The organism is Nocardiopsis listeri NBRC 13360 (assembly GCF_001570765.1).
In the GTDB taxonomy this organism is placed as follows: domain Bacteria; phylum Actinomycetota; class Actinomycetes; order Streptosporangiales; family Streptosporangiaceae; genus Nocardiopsis; species Nocardiopsis listeri.
In genome coordinates, this window is record NZ_BCSH01000009.1 from 16739 (window position 1) to 42737 (window position 25999).

General features: G+C 70.6%; 25 protein-coding genes. 15 read left to right on the forward strand and 10 right to left on the reverse strand.

The window, feature by feature from the left end; all coding sequences use genetic code 11:
- Positions 1-38: 38 nt before the first annotated feature.
- The gene (locus NLI01S_RS04005) at positions 39-1136 is read right to left on the reverse strand and encodes a pyridoxal-phosphate-dependent aminotransferase family protein (RefSeq protein WP_067599333.1); all 1098 of its coding nucleotides are present in this window, start codon (positions 1134-1136) and stop codon (positions 39-41) included.
- A gap of 178 nt (positions 1137-1314) precedes the next feature.
- Between NLI01S_RS04005 and NLI01S_RS04010 the strand changes: the two genes are divergently transcribed.
- Together NLI01S_RS04010 and NLI01S_RS04015 are read left to right on the forward strand one after the other, a co-directional pair.
- On the forward strand, positions 1315-1851 hold the full coding sequence (locus NLI01S_RS04010; RefSeq protein ID WP_067599336.1) for a GNAT family N-acetyltransferase: 537 nt from the start codon (positions 1315-1317) through the stop codon (positions 1849-1851).
- 158 nt (positions 1852-2009) lie between these two features.
- Positions 2010-3503 carry an aminopeptidase P family protein gene (locus NLI01S_RS04015; RefSeq protein ID WP_067599655.1) on the forward strand — a complete coding sequence of 498 codons (1494 nt, stop codon included), beginning with the start codon at positions 2010-2012 and terminating at the stop codon, positions 3501-3503.
- Positions 3504-3574: 71 nt separating this feature from the next.
- On the opposite strand, the gene NLI01S_RS04020 is transcribed toward NLI01S_RS04015, so the two are convergent.
- Positions 3575-3994, reverse strand: coding sequence for a GNAT family N-acetyltransferase (locus NLI01S_RS04020; protein WP_084392292.1), 420 nt, complete (start codon positions 3992-3994; stop codon positions 3575-3577).
- A 284-nt stretch (positions 3995-4278) separates the two neighbouring features.
- On the opposite strand from NLI01S_RS04020, the gene NLI01S_RS04025 reads away from it, so the two are divergent.
- Positions 4279-5280 (forward strand): hypothetical protein, encoded by a 1002-nt coding sequence (locus NLI01S_RS04025; RefSeq protein WP_067599341.1) that lies wholly within the window; start codon positions 4279-4281, stop codon positions 5278-5280.
- A gap of 161 nt (positions 5281-5441) precedes the next feature.
- On the opposite strand, the gene NLI01S_RS04030 is transcribed toward NLI01S_RS04025, so the two are convergent.
- Positions 5442-5939, reverse strand: coding sequence for an HXXEE domain-containing protein (locus NLI01S_RS04030; protein WP_067599344.1), 498 nt, complete (start codon positions 5937-5939; stop codon positions 5442-5444).
- A 244-nt stretch (positions 5940-6183) separates the two neighbouring features.
- On the opposite strand from NLI01S_RS04030, the gene NLI01S_RS04035 reads away from it, so the two are divergent.
- Positions 6184-6627, forward strand: a complete 444-nt coding sequence (locus NLI01S_RS04035) for a hypothetical protein (protein ID WP_067599347.1) — start codon at positions 6184-6186, stop codon at positions 6625-6627.
- A 78-nt stretch (positions 6628-6705) separates the two neighbouring features.
- On the opposite strand, the gene NLI01S_RS04040 is transcribed toward NLI01S_RS04035, so the two are convergent.
- Positions 6706-7884 carry a saccharopine dehydrogenase family protein gene (locus NLI01S_RS04040; RefSeq protein WP_067599349.1) on the reverse strand — a complete coding sequence of 393 codons (1179 nt, stop codon included), beginning with the start codon at positions 7882-7884 and terminating at the stop codon, positions 6706-6708.
- Positions 7885-8031: 147 nt separating this feature from the next.
- Here NLI01S_RS04040 and NLI01S_RS04045 point away from each other — a divergent pair, with 147 nt between their 5' ends.
- Entirely contained in the window at positions 8032-8598 is a 567-nt protein-coding gene (locus NLI01S_RS04045; protein ID WP_067599353.1) for a TIGR03086 family metal-binding protein, read from the forward strand.
- On the opposite strand, the gene NLI01S_RS04050 is transcribed toward NLI01S_RS04045, so the two are convergent.
- The 3 genes from NLI01S_RS04050 to NLI01S_RS04060 all read right to left on the reverse strand — a co-directional run bounded on the left by NLI01S_RS04050 (position 8579) and on the right by NLI01S_RS04060 (position 11963).
- On the reverse strand, positions 8579-8869 hold the full coding sequence (locus tag NLI01S_RS04050) for a helix-turn-helix domain-containing protein (protein WP_067599355.1): 291 nt from the start codon (positions 8867-8869) through the stop codon (positions 8579-8581). The genes NLI01S_RS04045 and NLI01S_RS04050 overlap by 20 nt on opposite strands.
- A gap of 148 nt (positions 8870-9017) precedes the next feature.
- The gene (locus NLI01S_RS04055) at positions 9018-10598 is read right to left on the reverse strand and encodes a BCCT family transporter (RefSeq protein ID WP_067599358.1); all 1581 of its coding nucleotides are present in this window, start codon (positions 10596-10598) and stop codon (positions 9018-9020) included.
- Positions 10599-10955: 357 nt separating this feature from the next.
- Positions 10956-11963, reverse strand: coding sequence for a LacI family DNA-binding transcriptional regulator (locus NLI01S_RS04060; RefSeq protein ID WP_067599360.1), 1008 nt, complete (start codon positions 11961-11963; stop codon positions 10956-10958).
- A 217-nt stretch (positions 11964-12180) separates the two neighbouring features.
- On the opposite strand from NLI01S_RS04060, the gene NLI01S_RS04065 reads away from it, so the two are divergent.
- The 7 genes from NLI01S_RS04065 (at position 12181) to NLI01S_RS04100 (ending at position 18981) form a co-directional block, all read left to right on the forward strand.
- Positions 12181-13209 carry an extracellular solute-binding protein gene (locus NLI01S_RS04065; RefSeq protein ID WP_223809105.1) on the forward strand — a complete coding sequence of 343 codons (1029 nt, stop codon included), beginning with the start codon at positions 12181-12183 and terminating at the stop codon, positions 13207-13209.
- The gene (locus NLI01S_RS04070) at positions 13209-14069 is read left to right on the forward strand and encodes an ABC transporter permease subunit (protein WP_084392294.1); all 861 of its coding nucleotides are present in this window, start codon (positions 13209-13211) and stop codon (positions 14067-14069) included. Before NLI01S_RS04065 ends, NLI01S_RS04070 begins: the two co-directional genes overlap by 1 nt.
- Positions 14066-14827: an ABC transporter permease gene (locus tag NLI01S_RS04075; protein ID WP_067599366.1), complete on the forward strand. Its 762-nt coding sequence runs from the start codon at positions 14066-14068 to the stop codon at positions 14825-14827. Before NLI01S_RS04070 ends, NLI01S_RS04075 begins: the two co-directional genes overlap by 4 nt.
- Positions 14824-15933, forward strand: a complete 1110-nt coding sequence (locus tag NLI01S_RS04080; RefSeq protein ID WP_067599370.1) for an ABC transporter ATP-binding protein — start codon at positions 14824-14826, stop codon at positions 15931-15933. Before NLI01S_RS04075 ends, NLI01S_RS04080 begins: the two co-directional genes overlap by 4 nt.
- A 30-nt stretch (positions 15934-15963) precedes the next feature.
- Positions 15964-16746, forward strand: coding sequence for an MBL fold metallo-hydrolase (locus tag NLI01S_RS04085; protein WP_067599374.1), 783 nt, complete (start codon positions 15964-15966; stop codon positions 16744-16746).
- 120 nt (positions 16747-16866) lie between these two features.
- A complete protein-coding gene (locus NLI01S_RS04090; RefSeq protein ID WP_067599375.1) occupies positions 16867-18219 on the forward strand; it encodes a carboxylesterase family protein in 1353 nt (450 codons plus the stop codon).
- 390 nt (positions 18220-18609) lie between these two features.
- Positions 18610-18981 carry a VOC family protein gene (locus NLI01S_RS04100; RefSeq protein ID WP_067599662.1) on the forward strand — a complete coding sequence of 124 codons (372 nt, stop codon included), beginning with the start codon at positions 18610-18612 and terminating at the stop codon, positions 18979-18981.
- A 231-nt stretch (positions 18982-19212) separates the two neighbouring features.
- Here the strand turns inward: NLI01S_RS04100 and NLI01S_RS04105 are convergent, their stop codons facing one another.
- Positions 19213-19692, reverse strand: a complete 480-nt coding sequence (locus tag NLI01S_RS04105; protein ID WP_067599381.1) for a hypothetical protein — start codon at positions 19690-19692, stop codon at positions 19213-19215.
- A gap of 106 nt (positions 19693-19798) precedes the next feature.
- On the opposite strand from NLI01S_RS04105, the gene NLI01S_RS04110 reads away from it, so the two are divergent.
- The 3 genes from NLI01S_RS04110 (at position 19799) to NLI01S_RS04120 (ending at position 24013) form a co-directional block, all read left to right on the forward strand.
- Complete coding sequence (locus NLI01S_RS04110) at positions 19799-21073, forward strand: RNA-guided endonuclease InsQ/TnpB family protein (protein ID WP_190318357.1); 1275 nt, start codon at positions 19799-19801, stop codon at positions 21071-21073.
- 142 nt (positions 21074-21215) lie between these two features.
- Positions 21216-23204: a S9 family peptidase gene (locus NLI01S_RS04115; RefSeq protein ID WP_067599383.1), complete on the forward strand. Its 1989-nt coding sequence runs from the start codon at positions 21216-21218 to the stop codon at positions 23202-23204.
- Between the two features lie 62 nt (positions 23205-23266).
- On the forward strand, positions 23267-24013 hold the full coding sequence (locus NLI01S_RS04120) for a class I SAM-dependent DNA methyltransferase (protein ID WP_067599386.1): 747 nt from the start codon (positions 23267-23269) through the stop codon (positions 24011-24013).
- A 91-nt stretch (positions 24014-24104) separates the two neighbouring features.
- Here the strand turns inward: NLI01S_RS04120 and NLI01S_RS04125 are convergent, their stop codons facing one another.
- Together NLI01S_RS04125 and otnK are read right to left on the reverse strand one after the other, a co-directional pair.
- Positions 24105-24755: a class II aldolase/adducin family protein gene (locus tag NLI01S_RS04125; RefSeq protein WP_223809106.1), complete on the reverse strand. Its 651-nt coding sequence runs from the start codon at positions 24753-24755 to the stop codon at positions 24105-24107.
- Positions 24752-25993 carry a 3-oxo-tetronate kinase gene (gene otnK, locus NLI01S_RS04130; RefSeq protein ID WP_067599389.1) on the reverse strand — a complete coding sequence of 414 codons (1242 nt, stop codon included), beginning with the start codon at positions 25991-25993 and terminating at the stop codon, positions 24752-24754. Before otnK ends, NLI01S_RS04125 begins: the two co-directional genes overlap by 4 nt.
- Positions 25994-25999: the final 6 nt, after the last annotated feature.

Sequence of the window (25999 nt, forward strand, 5' to 3'; positions counted from 1 at the left end):
GCTCCACGATCGAGCAAGGGCCCCGGGCCCCGCACCACCTAACGGCCCAGGACGCGACGCAGCGCGGCCAGCACCAGCTCGGCCCGGTTCAGGCGGGCGTTGTGGCCCATCAGCCCGATCCGCCACACCGTTGACGCGTAGGGGCCCACACCAGCGCCGATCTCCAGGTCGTACTCGCGCAGCAGCCGCTCACGGACCTTGCCCGAATCCACGCCCTCGGGCACCCGCACCGACGTCAACTGCGCCAGTCGGTGTCCCTCGGCGGCGAACAGTTCCAGACCCATCTCCTGCAGGCCCTCGCGCAGGTGCGCCCCGGCCGCCGCGTGACGGGCGGCCACCGCCTCCACGCCCTCCTCCTCGATGCGGGCCAGCGCCGCGTCCAGGGAGGCCACCATCGCGGTGGGGGCGGTGTGGTGGTAGGCGCGACCGCCCGGGCCGCCGCGCACGTACGCACCGAGCAGCCCCAGGTCCAGGTACCAGACCGGTGGGGAGGGAACCCGCTGCTCCCAGGCGCGTTCGGAGAAGGTGAAGGGGGCCAGCCCCGGCGCCACTCCCAGACACTTCTGGGTGCCGGAGTAGGCGATGTCGACCTTCCACTCGTCCAGGTCCATGGGCATGCCGCCCAGGGAGGTGACACAGTCGGCCAGCAACAGGGTGTCGTCGGAGCGCTCGCGCAAGGCGTGGCCCAGGGCGCCGATGTCGCTGGCCACACCGGTGGAGGTCTCGGCGTGCACCGCGGCGACCAGGGCGGGAGCGGGGTGGGCGTCCAGCACCCGCTGGGCGTCCACGGGCCGTCCCCACTCGTGGTCCACCCGGATCACGTGCGCGCCGTAGCGCGAGGCGACCTCGCACATGCGTTCACCGAACAGCCCGTTGACGGCGACGACCACCTGGTCACCGGGGCGCACGGTGTTGGCGAAGGCCGCCTCCATGCCCAGGGAACCGGTGCCCGAGAGCGGCAGTGTGAGCGGATTCTCGGTGCCCCACAGGGAACGCAGTCGCCCAGAGGCGCGTTCCAACATGGCGAGGAACTCCGGGTCGAGGTGACCGAGGAGCGGGGCGGCCAGGCCCAGGGTCGCCTCGGGATAGGGGTTGCTCGGCCCCGGTCCCAGCAGGATGCGTTCGGTGACTGACATGGGCACACACTAACCAGAGCAGTATGAGAACGGGGCAACCGGGGGCTCATGTGTGCCTAATGCGACAACCGCGTCGAGGGTGTGGGGCCGTAGTATTCCGGCGGACGAAAAGACGAGCACGTGTGCCCGGGAACCGAATCCGGAGGTGGGCGGTCGTGAACGTGGGGAGGGGAGCGGAATGACCGAGACGGTACGGAACGAGACCATCCGACTCGAACCCGGACGGGTGCGGATGCTGAGGGTGGAACACGACGATCCCCGTGTCCAGGGGCTGCTCGACGGCCTCCTGGGCGAGTACACCGAACGCTACGGAGCGGAAGGGGCCGCCGCCGAACTGGGCAGGTACCCCGTCACCGAGTTCGTCGCTCCCTTGGGCCGTATGGTCCTGGCCGAACTGGATGGTGAGATCGTCGCCGGTGGCGCGCTGCGCCCCTATCGTCCGGAGCCCGACGGAACGCCGCGCACGGTCGAGTTCAAACGGATCTGGACCTCGGTGGCGCACCGCCGCAAGGGCTTGGGTCGGCTCATCATGACCGCGTTGGAGGACGCCGCCCGCGACCTCGGCTACCGCTCCGTGATCCTCTTCACCGGCCCCTCCCAGCCCGAGGCCGTGGCCCTCTACGAACGGATCGGCTACAGGTGGGTGGACCCGACCACCATCGATGACCTGCCCTATCCCAAGGCCGTCCCCTTCGCCCACGACCTTCGCCCCTGACCACGAGCGTTCCGACCAGGACGTTATGGGCAGCGCTATGTCCCGGGGTCGGGCACGGTTCGGCCCGGCCCCCTACGATGGAGGGCAAGGCCGTCACCAACGGCAGGTCACAGAGCTTTTCCGCCCTTTCGGCGAACTCGACGAGGAGAGTGCACGACGTGAGCGAGCAGCAGCGCCCCCAGGCCGAGACGGACGCCCCCGTGTTCAGTCCACGCAAGAACGGCCAGGCGCAGTCGGTCTCCGACGAGCTCGCCGGGTGGATGCGCACCGGTTGGGCCGACACCGAGATGCGCGACCTGGAGCCGATCGAGCAGGCCGAGCACACCGCCCGCCGTCGCGCGACGATCAGCGCGGCCTTCCCCGGCGATCGTCTGGTCATCCCCTCCGGCCAGTACCTGACCCGCTCCAACGACACCGAATACCCCTTCCGTGCAGCCACGAACTACGCCTACCTGACCGGTGACACCACCGACGGCAACTGCCTGGTGCTCACCCCGAAGGCCGACGGCGGCCACGACGTGGTGCTCTACCTCAAGCCGCGCTCCAACCGCGACAACGGCGAGTTCTGGCTCGGCGGCTACGGCGAGCTGTGGACCGGCCGCCGCAACAGCCTGGAGGAGGCCGCCGCCCTGCTGGGCGTGGCCACCGCCGACGTGCGCACCCTGCCCGCCGCCCTGCGCGCCGACACCACCGTCACCACGCGCGTCGTGCGTGGCCACGACGCCGAGATCGACGCCGTCGTGGACGAGTTGCGCGCCGACACCGACGAGGAGTCGCGCGCCAAGTCCGCCAAGCTCGACGAGGATCTGGGTGTGGCCCTGGCCGACCACCGTCTGGTCAAGGACGAGTGGGAGATCGCCCAGCTGCAGCTGGCCGTGGACGCCACCACGCGCGGCTTCGGTGACGTGGCCAAGGCGCTCCCGCAGGCCAAGGACACCTCCGAGCGTTACGTCGAGGGCACCTTCTTCCTGCGCGCCCGGGTGGAGGGCAACGACGTCGGCTACGGCACCATCGCCGCCTCCGGCGCCAACGCCACCACCCTGCACTGGACCCGCAACGACGGGCCCGTGCGCGAGGGCGACCTGCTGCTGCTCGACGCCGGTGTGGAGACCACCACCCTCTACACCGCCGACGTCACCCGCACCATGCCGGTCTCGGGCACCTTCACCGACCTACAGCGCAAGGTCTACGACCTGGTGTACGCGGCACAGGAGGCCGGTATCGCCGCCGTCGCCCCCGGCAAGCCCTTCACCGACTTCCACCACGCCTCCCAGCGCGTGCTCGCCGAGGGGCTGGTCGAGTGGGGGCTGCTGGAGGGCCCGGTCGAGCGTGTCCTGGAGCTGGGTCTGCAGCGTCGCTACACCTTGCACGGCACCGGGCACATGCTCGGCCTGGACGTGCACGACTGCGCGGTCTCCCGCCAGGAGACGCACCTGTACGGCGACCTGAAGCCGGGCATGGTACTCACCGTCGAGCCGGGCCTGTACTTCCAGCCCGACGACCTGACCGTCCCCGAGGAGCTGCGTGGCATCGGCGTGCGCATCGAGGACGACATCCTGGTCACCGAGGACGGACGCACCGTGATGTCGGCCGGCCTGCCGCGTTCCTCGGCCGACGTTGAGGCCTGGCTGGCCGAGCGTCTCCCGCGCTAGCCTTTGGATCCATCGGGTGGGCCGTCTCCTTCGGGGGCGGCCCACCGTCGTTTCCCAGGGGGACGCGCGGCTCAGTCGAACCGGACGAAGGAGCGCAGCGGAGGCCGGTGCTCGTGCGCCTCGACCAACCCCGGCGCCTCGTAGAAGGCGCGCCGGCCGTCCTCGTCGTCGGTGAGCAGCACCCGTTGCCGCACCCCCTCATATCCGGAGAACAGCTCGTCCATCAACCGCCGACCCAGGCCGGTGCGTTGTTCGTCCGGGTGGACCACGATGTCCTGGACGTGGACCACCGTGGCGCCGTCCGAGATCGACCGGACCAACCCCACGAGGCGGTCCTCCCTGCGGGCGGCCACCAACCGATGCGAGCCGCTCAACGCTCGCATCAGCACCTCTGGAGCCTCGGTGTAGGCGGTCCAACCGACCGCCCCGTACAGATCCAGGACCTCGGCGCGTTCCAGGTCCTGGGCCGCGCACACACTCACTCGAACCACGTCCCGTGTCTCCTTCGTTCACCGACGATGGCCCGGAAGTCTGTCAGGTTCGTCCGCCGTGTTCCAGAGTGTCGCCGGCGTCGGGTGGATCGACCGGGCGGGCGGACGCGCGTCGATCCCGCTCTTTCGTGGAAGGAACCGATTCGATTTCCGGTACCGTTACCGGACAAGCGATGTGGACCGGTCATCGGGGCCGTCTTCCCCAAGGGGAGGGCGGCCCCTCGCCGCAACAGATAACGTCGTGGTGGCGTGGAAGTACCCAGGAACGACGGGGAGGGCGACTCGTGCGCGCGGAACGGCTGTGGCGCAGGGGGTTGCGGTTCCCCCGCCTGTTCCTGGCGGACCGGACGGTCCTCGTGCACGGCGACGTGGACCTCAGTACCGACCCGCGCAAGTCGCGTTACGAGGCGCGGGCCTTCGACACCCGTTCGCTGCGCCCCTTGGGGACCGCGTTCGAGGTACAGGGACCGGTGAACCTGGCCGTGTCCCCCGAGGGTGAGGACTGGCCCGGCACCGTCCTGGTGCAGGCCTCACGCCGTTCGGTGAGCGTGCGCGACCCCCGTACCGGAGTCCCGCTGTTGGAGACCGACCTGGCCGAACCGGGGGAGCGCTGGCCCGACGACGTCGCCCTTCGGGTGGTGGACAAGGAGGCGGTGGTCTTCCTCTTCGGCGAGGACGGCGACGGTGGTACCCGATGGTGGGCGGTGGACCCCTACACCGGGGCGACCGTGCCGGACCTGACCGACTCCAGACCCGGCCACGAGGCCCGCGGTGAACGCATGTCGTTCGCCGGCGACTACCTGGTGGCGCCCGGCCAGGATCCGGGGTTCGACCCGGTGATCCTCGCCGACTACGAACATCCGCGCGAGCGGGTCTACCTGATGGAGGACGGCGAGTACCTGGGCGAGGTGGAGAGCCACGCCGACTCCGAGACGGTGGCCGCCCGGGTGGGCGGGCGCTCCCTGCTCGCGGTCGCCGGGCGCGTGCACTCCCTGCCCGACCTGGAACTGGTCGCCGAACTCGGTGGTCCACGCACCCTGACCTCGCTGGTGGAATGGGACGGCGAGGCGGTCGCCGTCTATCAGGAGGAGGAAGCTCGTCCCGACGGCCTGGGCGGCTGGTACCTGGACGATCTGCGGGTGCGTCGACTGGACCGGCCGGGGCGACCCGTGAGGGAGGTTCCGGGGACCTGGCCGGGCGAGCTGGAGGACCTGGTGGCCGCCCCTGACGGGGTCATTGTCCTGGCCACCACCGAGGGCGTCTACGCCCTGCACGAGCGGTCCTGAACAGGACGGCCCCGGCCGTCCCGCCGACCTCTGGGGCCTTGGGCCTCACGGGGTCTCTCGGAGCGTCCGCGGCCCGGCGGCCGCGTACTCTCCGACGGCCTCACCGGCCCACGATGGCCACTTCCGAGGGGTCTACCTCTACCTCTTCGACCTGTGCGGGGTCAGCCGGTGAGCAGGCCGCCGAGCAGGAGGGCGCCCGCCGTCGCGGCCACCGCCACGACCACGGTCACCAGTACCGTCGGCCAGATGGCACGCACCCGGGGCAGCCGCCACACCAGATGGAGGCCCAGGGCCATCAACAGGGGAGCGGTCAGAACCCCCGGCATCAGGGTGCCGGTCAGCGCGCTGAACGCCAGGTGGGATCCGGCGTTGAGGATCAGCACGAAGGCGAAGCAGACCAGCACCTCCGTGCTCCATCCGGGACGGATCACGGTGGCCACCCCGGCCACCGCCAGGGCCACCACGGTCAGCAGGGCCGCCGCGACCCCGAAACCGGCCTGTCCACTGTGCGCCGAGGCGATCGCGACGGGCGCGTGGACCGAGGCCCAGGCGGGAAGGTCGCGCAGACACTCCTCGGCGTTGTGCAGGGCGAACACCGCGACGGTGAGCCACCACAGTCCGGCCAGGACCCGCGATGGCACCTCGGTCTGTTCGGGCATGCTCGTTCTCCTGCCGCCGGCGATCCGAACCCCGCAACGATATCGGGCGCCGGACGCCCGGCCCAGCGCAGGAGCGCGACGGCCTCGGCGACGAGGTCCCACCGCTTCGGCCGCCCCGGGTCGTCGGCGCCCGCCACCACACGCTCCGCTCGACCGATCGTGCGATCACGGTCCCCGGCACGTCGTTCGGCTCCGAGCGGCCGGCCGGTGCGATACTCGCCGCACCCACGTCGAGGAGACGACCATGAACACATCACGGACCCTGGCACGTTCCCTGGCATTGGGGCTGGCCTCGGGAGCACGCGGAACCCTGGGGCCCTGCGCACCACTGTGCGCCCGCTCCGAAGGACGAACGCTCCGACGCGGACTGTTGGCGCTGACCATCGCCGGCGAACTGGTGGCGGACAAGGCGCCGGGCATCCCGCCCCGCACGTCGGGGCCTGTCCTGCTGTCGCGCGTGCTCGGTGGAGCATGGGGCGGGGCCCTGCTCGCCCGGAACCTGGGAGGCCCCGTGCCGCAGACCGTGGCCGTCGCCGCGATGGCGGCCCCGGTGGGCGCGGCGGTGGGGGTGCGATGGCGCTCCTGGTGGAGCGAGTCCCGTCCGGCCTGGAAGGGCGCGGTCATCGAGGACGCCGTGGCGCTCGCCCTGGCCTGGTGCGCGGTCTCCGGAACTACCCGGGGGTCGTGACTCAGGGGGCGTGACCCGACCTCCGAAGAGGGGGCGCGCACGGTGCCCACCGTGGCGCTCCCTCCTCGGAGAGGGCCCTCAGCCCTCGAAGGTCCGCAGCACCTGGAACTCCACCCCGGCCCGGGGCAGTCGCTCGATCAGCGCCTCGCCCATCGCCGCCGCAGGGGTCACCTGCCCGGAGGTGGTGGGCAACTCGTCCCGCCATAGGCACAACGCGGATTCGGCGAGCATCCCCGAGGTCGCCGCGTATCCCGGCTCGCCACCCGAGACCAGGGTGTGCACCCGGCGACCGCCGCCCGAACCCACGAAGTGCACGGTGAACCAACCACCGGCCAACTGTTCCTCGCTGGGGCCCTCACCGGGGGAGCGCAGCGACAGCAACCGCTCCCGCAACGCCGGAACCTGGGCGGCCGCCATCATCCCGGCGGCGCCACCGACCGCGCCCACCGCGCTGCTCAGATGACGAAACGCCCCGTAGTGCCCATAGCTGAAGTCGGGGCCGTAACGCTCCAACGCCGCCGCCGAACGCGCCACCATCTGCGGGTCCAGGCTGGGAAGCGGCAGTGTCCACCCCCGGGCCAACCGGGTGCGCGGGATTCCGCTCCGGTCGACGCGTACCCTGCGGTCCTTCGGCTGGTCCTCCACGGCCCGGCGGTCTCGTGCGGCGGCGATCAGGCCCACGGGGTCGGAGAAGGCTCCCACCGCCGAGCGCAGCGTGCCACCCGACGCGGTGCCCTGCGCGCGCACGAACCCCTCCACGTGCAGGGGCACGCCTTCGGGCAGTCGCCCGACGGTGAACAGCACGCCCAGGTCGTGGGGGACGGAGTCGAACCCGCAGGCGTGCACGATCCGCGCGCCCGTGCTCTGGGCGGTGGCGTGGTGGCGCACGTACATGTGGTCCACGAAGGCCGGCTCACCGCACAGGTCCACGTAGTCGGTTCCCTCGGCCGCGCACGCCGCCACCAAGGGCTCGCCGTACTCCGCGTAGGGGCCGACCGTGGTGATGACCACCTGGGCGGAGGCGGCCAGGGTCCGGATGGAAGCGGTGTCGTCGACGTCGGCCAACAGCAGGTCCGGGGTGGGCCGGTCCGGGTCGATCTCGGCCAACTCGGCCCGCACGGCCTCCAACTTGTCGATGTTGCGCCCGGCCAACGCCCACCGCAGTTCGCGAGGGGCGTTCTCCGCCAGGTACTCGGCGGTCAGTGCTCCGGTGTACCCGGTCGCGCCGAACAGGACGATGTCGTAACCACGTTGCATGTCTTCCTTGTCGGTAGGCCTTCGCGTCGCTTGTGGTGCCAAAGTCTGGCAGGTGTGCGTCACGGGGGTGGAGCCGGCGGTGTGGACCCGCCCATGACCGGGTAGGCCGCCCCGGCGAGAACACCGATGACCCTGGGAAGAGGACCTGTGACATCCCTGATCGATCTGCACGGCACCGCGATGGAGGAGTTCGACCGCAGGGTGAAGGCGGTACGGCTCACCGACTGGGCCCTGCCCACACCGTGTTCGGACTGGGACGTACATGACCTGGTCGATCATCTGACCACCGAGCAGTTGTGGGTGCCCCACCTGTTGGGCGGTGCCCGGGTCGAGGACCTGGGCGACCGGTTCGACGGCGACAACCTCGGGGAGGAACCGCTCGCGACCTGGACTGTGGCGGCGCGTGAGGCCCGCACGGCGTGGCTGGCCCCGTCCGCGTTGGAACAGCGGGTCCATCTGTCCTTCGGGGAGTCCCCGGCCGAGCTGTACCTGTGGCAGATGACCTTCGACCTGGCCGTGCACGCCTGGGACCTGGCCCGGGCCATCGGGGCGGACGAGCGCCTCGACCCGGACCTGGTCTGCGAGCTTCTCACGTGGATGAAGGGCCAGGAGAAGGAATTGGCGGCGAGCGGGCTGTTCGCCGAACCGGTTCAGGTGGGGGAGGACGCCGACCCACAGACTCGCCTGCTCGCCCTCACCGGGCGTCGGGCTTGAGGGGTCGGGGGCGCCCGCGGCGGCGCCCCCTTCCTCGGCCTCGACCTGATTCGGTCTCGGTCTCCTCGTGGGGGACCCGGCGCGGCACGTCGCCGGGCTGACAGCCGAGTGTGCGACGGATCGTGTCGAGCGTGGTGAAGCGCACCGTCTTGGCCCGGACGTCCTCGAGCACGGCGATGTCGGCGGGCGTGATCTCGACGGCCTCGGCGAACCCGCCGACCGACACGCCGATCAGGGCGAGGTGGAAGTCGATGTCGACGACGATCGCCATCAGAGGACCTCGGACACCTCGGTCCGCAGACGGGTGGCCTTGCGCGGCGGACCGCGCATGAGCACCGGCGACATCGCGAACACCGTTCCCGAAACCAACAGGTCGACCGGTCTTCTTCCTCCCGGCGTCCTCCCCGGGCCCGCGCCGATCAGCCGACCGGCTCGGGTTCCCTGATCCGTCGCGGCTCGGTCGAGGCGATGATCCCCTGTTCGACGGCCATCTCCCGGGCCAGGCGGGGGGCACCCCACAGTGGTGGCAGCAGCACCAGACCCGCCGGCACCGCCGTGACCACGATGACGGATTGCAACGCCTGCACCCCGTTGTCCCCGACGGTCAACAGCACCACCGCGGTGACGCCCATGCCCACACACCAGAACGCCCGCACCAGGGCGTGGGGTTCGCCCTCGCGCATGCTGGAGGCCGAGACCGCGTAGGACATCGCGTCCAGGGTCGCGGCGAAGAAGATCAAAGTCACGACGATCATGATCACCGCCAGGGCCGAACTGAACGGCAACGCCTGGACGATGGACAGGGCGGCCGCGGGCAGACCGTGTTCGGCGTAGGGGCCGGAGATCACACCCGGGTCGCTCTGTTCCAGCCACAGGCCGGTGCCGCCCAGGGCGGTGAACCACACCATGGTCACCACCGAGGGAAGCACCGTGGCGCCCACGTAGATCTCCCGGATAGTGCGGCCCTTGGAGACCCGCGCGATGAAGATCGCCATCAGCGGCCCGAACCCGATGAACCAGCCGAAGAAGAACAGCGTCCAGTACCCCAGCCAGGCGTCATCGCCGCGATACAACGACATGGGCACGAACTCGCGTACGTGCACGGCGCTCGCCTGGAGGAACAGGTCGATGACGTAGGGCAGAGAACCCAGCCCGACGATCGAGACGATGAGCACCAGCGCGGCCCAGACGTTGATCCGGCTCAGCAACTGGATGCCCTTGTCCACCCCGCTGAGCACCGAGATCGTGGCGATCAGCGTCAGTCCCCCGATGAGCACCACCTGGGTGCCGTACCCGGAGTCGAACCCGAACATCTCGGCGCCGATGTAGGACATCTGTAGGCCCAGGAACCCGATGGGGCCGACCGTCCCCGCGACCACCGCCAGCACACAGCTGATGTCGGCGACCGTGCCCAGCCAGTGGGTGCGCACCCGCTCGCCCAACAGTGGCCAGAGCAGGGTGCGCGGCCGCAGCGGCAGGCCCTTCTCCACCCCGCGCATCATCACCAACGTGGCCAACGAACCACCGATCGCCCAGCCGAGGAAACCCCAGTGGGTGAAGGTCTGCGCCAACGCGATCGCGGCGACGTCCATGCCACCGGAGACGTCGTCGTACTGCGGCGGCGGGTCGACGTAGTGGGCGAGTGGTTCGGCGGCCGCCCAGAACACCCCGCCCGCGGCCAGCAGCGTGGTCAGGACCATCGCCACCCACCGGAACCAGCCGAACTCGGGGGCGATGGGACCGCCCATCCGCACCCGACCGTACCGGGAGAACGCCAGGACGGTGGCTACCACCAGGGTGGCCAGGAGCAGGACCTGCCAGTACGCGCCGAACCATCGGGTCGACCAGGCGAAGGCCGAGTCGACCGCGGTGTTCATCATGGTGGGACGGGTCAGAGCGAGCACGACGAACAGGACCAGCAGGCCACCGGAGACACCGATGACCCAAGGGTCGGGTCGGCGCCCGGTTTCGCGCACACGGGTGCGCAAGGTGGAGGACATGAAGAAGTGGAGTCTCCTCTGTCGGAGAACGGAACCGGGCGCGCCAACGGGCGGTCCGGGGAAAGAGAAAGCCGTCACTGCGACGCCGAGGCGTGGGACGGCAACGGTCCCCGACGACGGGGGACCCGAAGGAGTCTACGTGCGTTCACCGGTAGGGAAGCGATCGAGGAGAGTGGCGACGAACACGCGAGGGTGTGGCCCAGGCGCCATCGCCTGGTTCCACGGTGAGGACCCGGACCATCGCGTCATAGGCGTCGAGCTGCTCCGTGAGGGGCTCCACGATGATCGAACCGGGGGCGTCGATGGTGGAGGTGTTCCCATTGACGCCCCCCGTGGAGTCGCCGGGAACCCGGTCTCCTATCCGTCCAGACGGGCCACCGAGCCCCGGTCGACCAGACGCACGGGGAGACGGACCGTCTCCGGTTCGCCGGGCTCGGAAAGCAACCGCATGACGTGGTCGCCCAGCGACTCGCGGTCCAGGCGCAGAGTGGTGAGCCCCGGGGCCAGCAGGGCCGAGGTGGGCAGGTCGTCGTGGGCGATCACGCTCACGTCCCGGCCCACCCGCAGATCGAGGGCGCGCGCGGCGTCGTAGACGGCGGCGCCAAGGTAGTCGGAGTTGACCACGAACGCCTCGTGCCCGGTGCCCGCGCCCATGCGTTCGGTGGCCATGCGCGCCACGCCGGCGTGGTCCAGCGGGCAGCGCACCACGGTGCCCGCCAGCCCCCACTCGGCGCAGCGCCGGTAGAACTCCTCCTCGCGTCCCCAGTCGGCGGCCAACCCCTCGGGCGCCATCACCAGGGTCGCCCCCCGGTGGCCGCGGACGCGCAGGTGTTCCAGCGCCAGGGTGATGGCGACCCCGTCGTCGGGCCCCACGGTGGACACCCTTCCGACCGAGGGGTCCGAGGTGCAGTTGAACGCCACCACCGGAATGTCGGGGTGTCGAGGCAGCCATTCGGTGAGCGGTCCGTGCCGACCGATCGGGGCGATGGCCACACCGCCCACACCCTCGGTCCCCAGTCGGCGCAGCGCCGCTCCTTCTCGCTCCACGTCGTAGTCGGAGCTGAGGATGATCAGGAACGCGCCCTGCCTGTGCGCCCGCACCTCCATGCCGCGCAGCACGTCCAGGAAGAAGGGGTTTCGCATGTTGCGAATGATGACCCCGTAGGCGGAGCGTTCGCCGGTGCGCAACCGGCGTGCCCGGCTGTCCGCCTGGTAGTCCAACTCGGCGGCGGCCCGCCGGACGCGTTCGATCGTGGCGGGGGCGACGCGGCCCCGACCGTTGAGCGCGAAGCTGGCCTGGGCGACCGAGACCTCCGCTCGCGCGGCGACGTCGCGCAGGGTCACGCGTTTACGGGCTGGGGTCATGCCGGTCCTTTCCTGTGGGACCACGGTGGGGTCGATGGGGGAGTGGAGGGTGGTTGGGAGGGTGTTACCCGGCTGTTCGCCTTGGTGAAAGCTGTCGCGACAATGCAGGTCACCCCTCTGGTGAATCGTTTCATCAAGAAGTACTACCGGTCCACCTCCGGCCCGTCGAACGGGTCGGGTTCTCCTCCACGGAGCCCTTATGTCACACCGTCGTACGGTGATCCCCGCGAGCACCGCCGCCCTCGTCCTGACCCTCACCTTGGCCTCCTGCGGCAACGTCGAGCCGCCCGAGGGGGTGGCCTCGGGTGAAGGGGAGATGGTCATTACCTACAACTCTCCCGCCGAGTGGGGCAACTACGGCGAGGTCCTGTCCACCTTCACCGAGGAGAGCGGGATCGAGGCACCCAACGACCCCAAGAACTCCGGACAGGCCCTGGCCGCCCTACAGGCGGAGCAGGGCGCGCCCGTCGCCGATGTGGCCTACACCGGTATCGCCTTCGCCGAACAACTGGTGGGAGCCGGGGTCCTACAGGACTACGTACCCGAGGGCGCCGAACAGGTTCCCGACGAACTGCGCGACGCCGACGGCGCCTGGACCACGGTCCACACCGGCACCATCGCCCTCATCGTCAACGAGGACCACCTGGACGGTGCGCCCGTCCCCACGAGCTGGGAGGACCTGCTCGAACCCGAGTACGAGGGGCTGGTCGGCTACCTCGACCCCACACAGGCCGCGGTCGGCTACTCCGCCGCCACCGCCGCCAACTTCGCCCTGGGCGGCGACCTCGACGACTGGGGGCCGGGCCTGGACTACCTGAACGGCCTCAAGGAGAACGGGGCCTCCACCTCGGCGCAGACCGCCACGGCCAAGGTCGCCCAGGGCGAGATCCCCATCCTCATCGACACCGACTTCAACGGCTACAAGTTGCAGGACGAGGGCACCAACGTCTCGGTGGTCATTCCCGAGGAGGGGTCCTTGCAGATCCCCTACATCGTGGGCCTGGTCAACGGAGCCCCCAACGAGGACAACGGCAAGGAGCTGCTGGACTTCTACTTCTCCGAGCAGGGCCAGGGGCTGTTCGCCGCCGGGTACATGCGCCCCGTCGTCGGGGAGATGCCCGAGGAACTGGCCGACCGCGTCCTGCCTCCCGAGGACTACGAGCGCGCCGAGACCATCGACTACGCGGAACAGGGTGAGCGCCAAGAGGAGTTCATCGGTCTCTACCAGGACGAGGTCGGTTTCTAGTGGCCGTGCGCGCTTCGGCCCGGGACCGCGTCGCCTTCGCCCCCGCCTGGCTCGCGGCGCTCCCCGCCCTGGTCCTCGTCTGCCTGTTCAGCGTCTACCCGGTCCTGATCATGGTGGCCAACTCCCTGGGATGGGGCCGCCCACCGGCCGATGGCGGGCCCACCCTGGAGCACTACCTGCGGGCGTTCGGTTCGACCGCCGTCCTCGACGCCCTGATCAACTCCGCGCTCATCGCCGGCGGAGCGGTCCTGGTGATCCTGGTGGTGGCGGTGCCGGTGGTGCTGCACCAGGCCGACGACGACCGGAAGGGGCGCGGGAGCGGCACCACCGACGCCCTTCTCACCCTGCCCATCGCCCTGCCCGGCATCATCATCGGGTTCTTCGCGATCGTCCTGACCGGCCGAACCGGACTGTTCGGCCTTGCCTGGGACGGGTTCTCCGGGCTCGCCTACACCTTCTCCGGACTGCTGATCGCCTACATGTACTTCTGTCTGCCCCGGATCCTGGGTCCGCTGCGCGGCGCCGCCGCGACCCTGGACTCCGCCTTGACCGAGAGCGCCCGCACCCTGGGCGCGTCCCGGGCGCGGGTGTTCGCGACCGTGACGCTTCCGCTGTTGCTGCCCGCGATCATCGAGACCGGCGGCACCGCCCTCGCGGTGGCCCTGGGCGGATACGGCACGGTCGCCACACTGTCCGAGGGGGTACGGCTGTTGCCGCTCAACGTCGCCAACGAACTCACCACCGGCTACCGGCTGGCGGCCTCCTCCACCCTGGCGGTGGTCCTCGCGGCGATGGCGGTGCTGGCCCTGGTCCTGGGTCGCGCGCTGTCGGCGCTGGTCCGTAGGGCGGTGGCATCATGAGTCGCCTCATCACCCGACTCACCTGTCTGTTCGTCCTCGTCCCGATCATCGCGACCCTGGTGGCCGCCACCAGCGTCGACTTCTCCCAGGGGCCCTGGGGCGGCGGACTCACCCTCGACTGGTTCGCCTACGCCTGGCCGCCGATGGCCCCGGTGATCGGCCGCAGTCTGGCCGTGGCCGCCCTGGTGGTCGCGCTGAACCTGGCCGTCGGCGGGCCACTCGCCTGGTGGGTGGCCCGCCACCCCTCGCCCCTGACCCGCCTGACCGGCTACCTGGTCAACGTGCCGTTGGCCGTGCCGGGCATCGCGCTGAGCGTGGCGTTGGTGGGCACCTACCCGATGCTGCGTCCCAGCGGGCTGTTGCTGGTACTGGGCCACCTGGTCTTCACCCTGCCCTTCACCCTGGCCGCGCTGGTACCGGCCCTGGCCGACGACGAACTGCGCACCAACGAGAGCGTGGCGCGCAGTCTGGGCGCCGGCGGGGCCCGGGTCCTGCGCACCATCACCGTGCCCGCCTGCCTGGTGGCCCTCACCCAGGCGGTCACCATGGTCTTCGCCCTGTCCTTCGGCGAGTTCAACATCAGTTTCTTCATCAATCCGCCCGCCACCCCCACCGCACCGTTCGCCCTGTTCGACTCCTACTCCACCCAGCGGCTCGAACCGGCCTCGGCGCAGTCGATGATCTTCATCGCCTTCGTCGCGCCGGTGCTGACCGCCATCGTCCTGGCCCGCCGCCGCTCCCCGAGGAGGACCCCGTGACCACATCCGCCCCCGCCGCCCTGCTCGGTGAGGAACCCATCGCCCGAGCCGATGGGTTGTCCGTGGACGACCTCACCGTCCGCTACGGCCAGACCACCGCGGTCGATCGGGTGTCCCTGGACGTGGCCCCGGCCGAGACGGTCGCCGTCATCGGCCCCTCGGGCTGCGGCAAGAGCACCACGCTGCGGGCCGTCGCCGGGCTGGTGGGCGCCGCCACCGGAACGATCACCCTGACCGGCCGGAACGTGACCACCTCGGATCCGGCCCGCCGCGACATCGGCCTGGTCCCGCAGAACTACGCGGTGTTCCCGCACATGAGCGTGGCCGCCAACATCGCCTACGGGTTGCGCGCCCGAGGGGTGGACACCACGGCCCGCCGACAACGGGTGCGGGACATGCTGGAACTGACCCACCTGTCCGACCTCGCTGACCGCCGACCCGACCAGCTCTCCGGAGGCCAACGCCAACGGGTGGCCCTGGCCCGAGCGCTGGCCATCCGACCGGACGCGCTGCTGCTGGACGAACCCCTGGCCGCCCTGGACCCACAGCTGCGCGGCGGCCTGCGCCGGGAACTGTCGAGCATGCTCGCGGCGACCGACTGCGCCACCCTCATCGTCACCCACGACCAACGTGAGGCGCTGTCCCTGGGCTCGCGCATCGCCCTGATGCGCGAGGGACGCCTGGTGCAGTTCGACACCCCGCGCCGGTTGTGGGACGACCCCGCCGACGCGTTCGTCGCCGACTTCCTGTCCGGGGCGGTCCTGCTGGAGGCCGAACGCGACCACGACCACGCCGTGGCCCTGGACGGACTCTGGCGCGTACCGGTGCGCGACCTACAGGTGCGCCCCACCGCGCACGGGGCCACCCGCCTGCTGCTGCGCTACGACAGCCTCACCGTCACCGAGCCCCACGACGCACCCGACGACGGCTCCGCCCTCATCGCCCAGGTAGACCACACCGAGTTCACCGGAGAGTCCCTGCATCTGACCGTCCGGGCCGGCGACCACACCCTGGGGGTGCGGGTGGCACCGGACACCCGGGTGGGCCGATCGGTCGCGCTCACGGTCGCCCCCGGCCGCGCCACCCTGCTCCTTCCCCCCGCCTGACCCGTCACCGGACACCTCGAGAGGGAACACATGCTCGAACTGGAGATCCTCGGATCCAACGCGACCGCACCCACCCGGGAGGGGCCCGCCTCCTGCTACCTGCTGCGCACCGCCACCGGGGTGGTGCTGGTCGACGCCGGCCCCGGGGCGTTGGCGGCCTACTGCGCCCGTCACGAACTCGCGGACCTGCGCGGCATCGTGGTGACCCACATGCACGCCGATCACAGCCTGGACCTGATGGCGTGGGCCTACCGGTGGACCTTCCCCGAGAAGCTGGCGCCGATCCCGCTCTTCTTCCCCGAGGGCGAGGCCGAGCGCCTGGCCGCCTTCGACGCGGTCTTCGGCATCCCCACCCTGCCGACGATGAACCGGCCCATCGAACAGTCGTTCCAGGGGGTGCCGATGCCGCGCGACGGCGTCACCGAACACGAGGTCGACGGACTGAGGTTCCGAGCCTTCGCCGCCCACCACAGCGTTCCTTCGGCGGCGCTGCGCTTCGAGGCGCCCGACGGCCGGACGGTGGCGTTCTCCTCCGACACCGGCTATTGCGCCCCGGTGGCCGACGCCGCCCGGGAAGCCGACCTGTTCGTGTGCGAGTCCACCTACCTGGAGGCCGACGAACACGCCCTGCACGGGCACGGACACCTGACAGCCCGGATGGCCGGGGAGCTGGCCACCGAGGCAGGCGCACGCCACCTGGTCCTGACCCACTTCGCCGACCCGGCCGACCACGACCAGGGGCGCGCACACGCCGCCGAGACCTTCACCGGGCCGGTGAGCGTGGCGGTCCCGGGCACCACCTTCGTCCCCTGAGGCACCCCGCGGGCGGTCCTTCGGGCCGTCCGCGTGCCGAGGTCGATGGCCCCCAGCGGGTACCGTCGTTCGGGTGACCGAAGCGCCGATCACGGACCCGGGGCGAACGCAGGAGCAGACATGACCGAATCCCCCTCCGTCTCCAGGGACGAACACCACCGCCTGGACACCCCCGCGGGCCCGATCGTGGGGAAGGTGCGCGGCGGGGTCCTGCGGTTCCTCGGCATCCCCTACGCCCGGGCCGAAAGGTTCCGGGCGCCCTCGCCGCTCGAACCCTTCACCGAACCCTTCGAAGCCACCGAGGCCGCGCCCGCCGCCCCACAGTCGATCTCCCTGGTGGTCTCCGAAGCGGTCGAGGGCATCCCGACCGGTCGCCAGGACGAGAATTGCCACCACCTGTCGGTGACCGTGCCCGTCGACCTGGCCGAGGAGGAGCGCCCGCCCGTCCTGGTGTGGTTCCACGGCGGCTCCTACGTCACCGGCGCAGGCGACCTGGCGATCTTCGACCCGGCCCGGCTGGTACGCGAACAACGGGTCATCGTCGTGTCGGTCACCTTCCGGCTCGGGGTCCTGGGCTACCTGCGTCTGCCCGGCGTCGCCCCCGCCAACCTGGGCCTGCTCGACCAGGTGGCGGCGTTGCGCTGGGTGGCGGCCAACATCGCCGCGTTCGGCGGCGACCCCGACAAGATCACCCTCTTCGGGCAGTCCGCCGGCGGTGACGCCGTCGCCCACCTGATGATCAGTCGCGGCGCCGAAGGACTGTTCCGGCGCGCGATCGTGCAGAGCGCGCCGCTGGGCCTGCTCAGCCGCCGCGACCGCATGTACGAGGCCATGGCCGGTGTGGTGGGCGCCCTCACCCCCGACACCGACACCCGTGAAGTGCTCACCCGCCAAGAGAGGGCGGTCGCGGCCGGCAGGGGCTTCGGGCTGCCCAGCGCCATGCCGTTCGGGACGCGCTACGGGCACGACCCGCTGCCTCCCGAGTCCCTCCGAACCCGCGCCTGGCGCGAGGCGGCGCCCCGGATCGACGTGCTCGTCGGCGCCACCAGCGAGGAGACCGGCCTGTTCGCCGAGTTCCTGCCTCCGATCAAGAGATTGTCCGGGCTGCCGGTGATCGGTTCCATCCTGCGCCGGGCCTTGGTACGTTTCACGACCTGGGTCATCTACACCGGGCCCGTGCGGGGCTTCGTCCGTCGCCACCGTCGGGCCGGTGGCCGGGCGGTGCGCTACACCTTCACCTGGCGGCCAGAGGGCAGCCCGTTCGGGGCCGCGCACATCACCGACGTCCCGTTGCTGTTGGGCACCCGCAAGGCCTGGGAGCGGGCGAGCCTGGTCGGCCGCACCTCCTGGGAGGAACTCGACCGGCGTGGCCGCGCGGTGCGGCGGGTGTGGGGCGAGTTCGCGCGGACCGGGTCGGTGAGCGCCGAGTCCGCTTCCGCGGCCGCCGACAGCCTCACCGTCTACCGGTCCTGACCGACCCGCATCCGATGAGCCCGTCCCCGTGAACCCGCCGGGGCCGGGGCTCAGTCGACGATTCGGCGCAGCTCCGGCGCGGGCACGGCCGACTCGGCGGCCGCCCAGGTTCAGGGCACGGCGCGACACTTCCGCGGCTTGGTCGGGTTCGTGCGGACACAGGGCGGTGTCCTCTTACAGGAGGGGCTCGAAGCGGTCGACGTCCAGTTCCCCGGAGCGAGAGCCGCCGTCTGCACCGGCTCGGTGGAGGATCTCATGGTCCCGTCGGAGGACACGCGCATGGTCGAACTCGCCACCGGCCACTGCCCGGCTGAGAGCTACTGCCACCGCGTCCGCCCGCATAGCAGTGGCCGTTGACCGGAGGGCGGCTCCGTGAAATCGTCGGTGACCATGAGTCCGATCGCGAAGTTCAGCCTGGTCGCCATCGACAGCCGCGACCCCCTCGCCCTGGCCGAGTTCTACGCGACGATCACCGGGTGGCGGATCGAGCCGTGGGAGGACGACGGCTGGATCGAGCTGGCGAGTGATGCCGGCGCCACGATCGCCTTCCAGAAGGCTCCCGAGCACGTGCCACCGGAATGGCCCGGTGACACCCACCCGCAACAGCTCCACCTCGATTTCGACGTCCCCGACCTCGACGAAGGCGAGCGGCGAGTGCTGGAGGTCGGTGCCCGCAAGACCGGGTTCCAGCCCGCCCCGGAGAACTTCCGTGTCTTCCTCGACCCGGCGGGCCATCCCTTCTGCCTCGTCCGTTCGGACTGAGCTCGCGGCGGGGGTGAGCGTGGGGTGGGGATCCGGGGCCGCTGAGGTCGACCCCGGGAGCCTTGTGGACGCCCGAAATCACCACTGATGCCTGACTGGCGGTCTCCGGGTGAGGGCACTGGGTTTTCCGGAAACGTTTCCGGATTCTCTTCTCGCGTCGCTCCGAAGCCGAGGCCGGAACACCCACCGAGGTCGACCGGTATCGCGGGGTGGCCCGCAAGCCCTGACCCGTCAGCGGGTACGCAGGGCCAGGATCGCGGTGCCGGCCGCGGCGACGAGCAGGATCAGGATCGCCGGACCGAACGTCATGGCGGCCAGGCCCAGACCGATGTTGGCCCCGATGCCCGCAGCGGTGGCGATCATCCACCACACGCCGCCCATCATCGGGATCGGGGTCAGCAACAGGATCACCAGGCCCCAACGGGGAGCGAGCCGACCGCCGGTCACCGCGCGCACCAGCAGGATCGCCATCGTCACGGTGAGCAGTAGCGCGCCCACCCCCAGGAGGGTCTCGGCCCAGGCGGGGAGGGTGAGCGGATCGATGGCGTAATCGGCCTCCGGAAAGGGGAAGCCCTCGGCGGCGGCGACCTCCTCGGGACGGGTGTAGGTCAGCCACCAGGTGGAGATCGCCGATCCCACCAGCAGCGCGACCGTCTGCAGAACCGGGACCGACCGGGGGCGGTGAGGGGTGTGCGTCGAGGTCTCGTTCATCGGTTTGTTGGGTGTGGATACCCCGTCCTTCAGGGCGGGGAGGAAACACCTTCTTCTTTCCGCGTTCGGGGTGTGTACCGGCCCTCAGGCTGCTAAAACATGATCCATGGCCAGCAAGACCGTGAAGCGGGCGTTCAAGTACCACTTCTACCCCACCCAGGTGCAGGCAGCGCAGCTGTCGCGCACGTTCGGGTGCGTGCGCCTGGTCTACAACAAAGCGCTGGCCGCCCGTTCCCAGGCCTGGGAGCAGCACCGGGAGCGGGTGGGCTACTCCGCGACCTCGGCCCTGCTCACCGGTTGGAAGAAGACCGACGATCTGGCCTTTCTCACCGAGGTGTCCAGTGTCCCGCTCCAACAGGGGCTGCGGCATCTACAAGGTGCGTTCTCGAACTTCTTCGCGGGGCGCGCTAGATACCCCAAGTTCAAGTCGAAGAAGAAGTCGCGGGCCGGCGCGGAGTACACCCCGAGCGCGTTCCGCTACCGGGATGGGAATCTCACTCTGGCCAAGATGGATCAGCCGTTGGACATCGTGTGGTCGCGCCCTCTACCGGAGGGTGCTTCGCCGTCCACGGTGACCGTCTCGCGGGACGCGGCGGGGCGCTGGTTCGTGTCGCTGTTGTGCCAGGACACCATCACAGCCGCTCCGGTGCCTGAGGGTGTGGTCGGAGTGGACGCGGGAATCACGTCCCTGGTGACGTTGTCCACCGGGGAGAAGATCACCAATCCCCGCCATGAAAGGCGTGACCGGGCCAAGTTGGTCAAGGCCCAACGGTCCCTGTCCCGTAAGGCCAGGGGCAGTGCGAACCGGGCCAAGGCCCGGGTCAAAGTGGCGCGGGTGCACGCGCGCATCGCCGACCGGCGCAAGGATTTCCTGCACAAGCTCACCACTCGATTGGTCCGCGAAAACCAAGTGGTCGTGATCGAGGACCTGACCGTGCGCAACCTGGTCAAGAACCGCACCCTGGCCCGTGCCATCTCGGACGCGGCCTGGACACAGTTGCGGTCGATGTTGGAGTACAAAACCCACTGGTATGGGCGGGATTTGGTCGTGGTGGACCGGTTCTTCCCCTCGACCAGGATGTGTTCGACGCCCGGGTGTGGGCATGTGTGTGGCCGGTTGCCGTTGAACGTGCGCACCTGGGAGTGCGAGAGGTGCGGCATCACCCATGACCGCGATGTGAACGCGGCGATCAATCTCAAGGCCGCCGGGCCGGCGGCAGCTGTCGGGCCCCCGCTGTGCGATTCTGGCGAAGCCCGCACAGTAGGGGCGGGAGCCGGTGTGAGACCTCAACGGGAGTTTTTCCGGTCGGGGCGGTCGGCGTCGAAACAGGAAGGCCACGGGGCGACCCGTGAGGGGGCCAAGGCCTCGAACCACCGGTAGGTGGTTGCCGGAATCCCCCGCCTTCAGGCGTGGGGAGGAAGTCAAGCCCCCATGGTGGTCGAACCGGGGCCCGGGCCGCGTGAGTGCGCGGACTCAAAGCCCTGACGACCTCCGAGACGGGTGCCCGCGATAGCGTGAGGCGGTGTTCTCAGACTTCAGCGACATCGAAGCCTTCGTCCGGATCCCCCGAATCTCCGCCGTGGCGGTCGGCCCCCGAGGTAGGGTGGTCGCCGCCGTCTCCGAGCCCGACGAGTCCGGTTCGAGGTTCGCCTCGGCCCTGTGGGAACTCGACTCGGAGGGCCTGGCCCCGGCTCGCCGACTCACCTTCTCCGAACGCGGAGAGAGCGCGCCGCGGTTCGCCCCCGACGGCTCGTTGCTGTTCACCTCCGGGCGCTCGGACCCCGAGGGCGGGCAGGGAGAGGACACCACGGCGATCTGGCGCCTGCCCGAGCACGGGGAGGCGAGCCCGATCGCCCGAACCGCCGGAGGCCTGAAGGTCGCCGGCGTCGCCGACGACGGTTCGATCCTGGCGACGACGAGTGTGACGGTCGGGGCCGACCTGGACGATGACGCTCGCCTGCGAAGCGCGCGCAAGGACGCCGGGCGGTCCACCATCTGGCACACCGGTATGCCGGTCCGTCACTGGGACCACGCGCTCGGCGACCTCAGCCCACGCCTGGTGCTCGTCTCCCCGGACGGTGAGGTCACCGACCTGACCGAAGACGCCGACACCGTCGCGCTGAACGATGCCCGGGCCGATCTGTCCGCGGACGGTCGCACCGCCGTCGCGACCTGGACCGAACGGGCGCGGGGCGGGCAGACCCGCACCGGCATCGTCGTGATCGACACCGCCACCCACAAGCGGACCACCCTGCTGGCGGCCGACGACGACCAGGAGTACGACTCGCCGCTGCTCTCTCCCGACGGCTCCCTCTGCGCGGTGACGCGGTGGACGATCTCCACCCCCACCGACACCGGTTACGGCTCCCTGTGGATCCACCCGCTGTCGGGCGGTACCCCGGTGGGCGTCGACGTCGGCGACCTCACGATCCGCGAATACGCGTGGCGGTCCGATGGCACCCTGCTGATCGCCGGTGACCTGTACTCCTCCGGTGCGGTGCTCACCGTGGACCCGCGCACCGCACGGGTGCGGACCCTGGTGGAGGGAGCGGTGTTCTCCTCCCTGGCACCGGCGCCGGACGGCTCCGTGTACGCGCTGCGTTCCGACATCGGCACGCCTGCGAGACCGGTGCGGTCGACGCCGGAGGGTGAATGGCGCGAACTCCCGGCGCCCGGTTCGGTGGAAGCGCTTCCCGGGCGACTGGAACGGGTGTGGACCGAGGTCGACGGTGTGCGCGTCGGTGCGTGGCTGTGCCTGCCGGAAAGCGCTTCCTCGGCCAGTCGGGCTCCGACGATGTTGTGGATCCACGGCGGACCCCACACCTCCTTCAGCGCGTGGAGTTGGCGGTGGTGCCCGTGGTTGTCCGTCGCCCGCGGCTACGCCGTGCTCATGCCCGACCCCGCCATGTCCACCGGCTACGGGAACGCCGGTCTGAACCGAGGTTGGCCCAGGCGGCCGGACGTGGTCTACCGCGAATGCGAGACGCTGCTCGACCAGGTGCTGGAGCGCCCGGAACTGGACGCCTCCCGCACCGCGCTCCTGGGTGCGTCCTTCGGCGGCTTCATGGCCAACTGGATCGCCGGACACACCGATCGCTTCTCGGCCATCGTCACCCACGCCGGGCCTTGGGCGCTGGAGCAGCAGCACCGCACCACCGACGCGGCGGCCAAGAAGATGCGCGTGCACGGCCACGAGGAGGACGACCCCGTGTGGTACCGGGCCAACTCCCCGCACAACGGCGCGGCGCGTGTGAGCACCCCGGTGTTGATCTCGCATGGGGATCGGGACTATCGGGTGCCGATCGGCGAGGCACTACGGATGTGGTGGGATCTGGTCTCGGGTTGGGACGGCCCGCCGGAGACGTTGCCGCACCGGTTCCTGCAGATGACCGGCGAGAACCACTGGGTGCTCACCCCGTCCAACATCCGCGTGTGGAACGAGGCCGTACTGGCGTTCTGCGATCAGCACGTGCTCGGGGCCGACCCCGTTCCCGACGTCCTGCCCTGGTGACCGGGCCCCTGCTCTGAGAAAACCGGTGGCTCCGGGCCAGAGCCCGGAGTTACCGTGCCGGCATGGACGAAAGCGAGAACGTGTGGGACGCCGAGGTCGCGGCCGACTACGACACCCCCGGTGAGGGCATGTTCGCCCCCGAGGTGCTCGGCCCGGCCGTGGACCGGCTGGCCGAACTCGCCGGCGGGGGTGCCGCCCTGGAGTTCGCGGTGGGCACCGGCCGGGTCGCCGTACCGCTCATGGAACGGGGCGTGCCGGTCCAGGGCATCGAACTGTCCGAGCACATGGTCGAACGCTTGCGTGCCAAGGTCGACGAAGACGCGCTGCCGGTGACCCTGGGGGACATGGCCACCACGGTCGTACCGGGCGAGTTCGCCCTCGTCTACCTGGTGTTCAACACGATCTCCAATCTGCTCACCCAGGCCGAACAGGTCGAGTGCTTCCGCAACGCGGCACGTCATCTCTCACCCGGGGGGCGGTTCGTGGTGGAACTGGGCGTGCCCGACCTGCGGCGCCTCCCGCCCGGGCAGGAGGCCGCGGTCTTCGCCTCCGAGGTCGGATACGTGGGGCTGGACACCTACGACGTCGTGCGTCAACATCTGACCTCGCACCACTTCGCCTTCGACGAGAGCCGACGGGCCCGCCTGTTCCGCTCCCGGCACCGGTACGTGTGGCCGGCCGAACTCGACCTCATGGCGTACATCGCCGGCTTCGCCCTCGAATCTCGTCACGCGGACTGGCGTGGCGGCGCGTTCATCGCCGAGTCCCCTTCCCACGTGTGCGTCTACCGGCTGTCCACCGCAGGGTGAGCATCACGATCGCGCACGTGAAGAGCCCGGCCGGGGCCCGCCGACCGGGTCCCGTCCTCGAACCTGAACCGGGTTCGAGGACGGTGGACGGTCACAGGTCCCAGGTCGTCCCGTAACGCAGGGTCAACTCCCGCACGTCCTCGGGGGACAGGACCGAGAACTCCCGCCCTTGGAGGGCGACGAAGATGCGCGAGGCCTCCTCCAGCTCCACGGCCCCCTCCAGGGCGCCGGCCGCGTCGTCGGCCGCCACCAGTGAACCGTGGTTGGCCAACAACGCGGCGCGGAATCGCCCGGGCAACCCGGCCACGTTCTCGGCCAACCGGTCACTGCCCGGCGCGGCGTAGGGGACCAGGGGCGCCTGGCCGACCCGCATCACCAGGTAGGGGGTGATCGGTGGCAGGGCCGAGGTCGTCGCCCACGCGGGCAGGCAGGAGGCCGCGGTGGTGTGCGGTGAGTGCAGGTGCAGAACCGACCCGGACCCCTGGACCCTGTCGTACATCGCCAGGTGCAGGGGGAACTCCTTGGAGGGCGAGGGTCCCTCCAGGTGCCGCCCGCGCTCGTCCAGCACGGACAGCCCCTTCGGCCCCAGGTCACCGAGGGAGACCCCGGTGGGGCTCATCAGGATCCGGTCACCGACGCGCACCGACACGTTCCCCGACGATCCCGGGCTCAGCCCGGACTCCACGGCGCGCCGGCCCACCGCGCACAGTTCCTCAGCGGCCTCCTCCAAACGAAGCTTCACCGTCCCGCCTTCCACGCGCGTACGAAAAGGTCCTCGGCACCGAAGTTGCCGGACTTGAGCATCAGGTGCAGGGCGTCCTCGCCCCGTTCCGCCAGCATCCAGGCCACACCGGGATCCACCTCGGGACCCAGCGCCAGTGGGCCCACGCCCAGGCTTCGCACCACGGCGCCGCTGGTCTCACCACCCGCGACGAGCAGGGAACGCACACCCGCGTCGACCAGTCGCTTCGCGATCAGGGCCAGGGCCTCCTCCATCAACGGGGCGTCCGCGGTGTCGACGACGTGTTCGGGCGCGGCGGTCGCGTAGACCACGAACGGCGCCGAACCCGCATCCAACGCCCGACCCACGATCCGAGAGACCTCCCCGTCGAAGTCGGCGCGCAGCTCGGAGGGGAGGAGTCGGTGACCGTCACCGTGGGCGAGCGCGTGGCGCACCTGCCCCTGGGTGGCCTGGGACGCGCTGCCCGAGAGCACCACCCGGGGCCCGTCGGGCAGGCTGATGGGGCGTGGCCCCGAGGTTCGAGGACCGCGCAGCCCCGAGGCCAGGGCGCTTCCTCCGGTGAGCACGCGCAGGTGTTCGCTCGCCTGGGCGAGCGTGTTCAGGTCGGCCCCGTTCAGGGCGTCGACGATCACGAACCGGGCCCCGGCGGACCGGGCCTGCTCCAGGGCGGCGCGCACCGCGTCGACCCCCTCGGCCACCACGGGCCAGGGCACGAGCGCTACCTCGTCGCTTCCCCCGCTCACCTGTGGGGCCAGCAGTCGCGGCAGGCTGGAGTCGGTCATCGGGGTCAACGGGTGGTGGCGCATCGGCGACTCGTCGAGGGGGTCGTCGCCCACGAAGAGGTGGCCGCGGTAGACGGTGCGCCCGTTGGCGGGGAACGCCGGGGCGACCACCGTCATCGGTTCGTCGAGCGCGTCGAGCACCGCCTCGCAGACGGGTCCGATGTTGCCGTGCGGGGTCGAGTCGAAGGTGGAGCAGTACTTGACGTAGAACCGTTCGCAACCGGCACGCCGGAGGGCGGCCAACGCGTCGAGGGAGACCTGGACGGCCTCGTCCACGGGCACGGTGCGCGACTTCAGCGCCACCACCACGGCGTCGGTCCCGTCGGGGACGGGAATCGTCTCGACGGTGCCCTCATCACCCAGGACGACGGTGGTCCGGAAACCGGCCGTCGTGAGAGTGATCGCGATGTCGGTCGCTCCGGTGAGATCGTCGGCGATCACGCCGAGGGTAGCCATGGGATC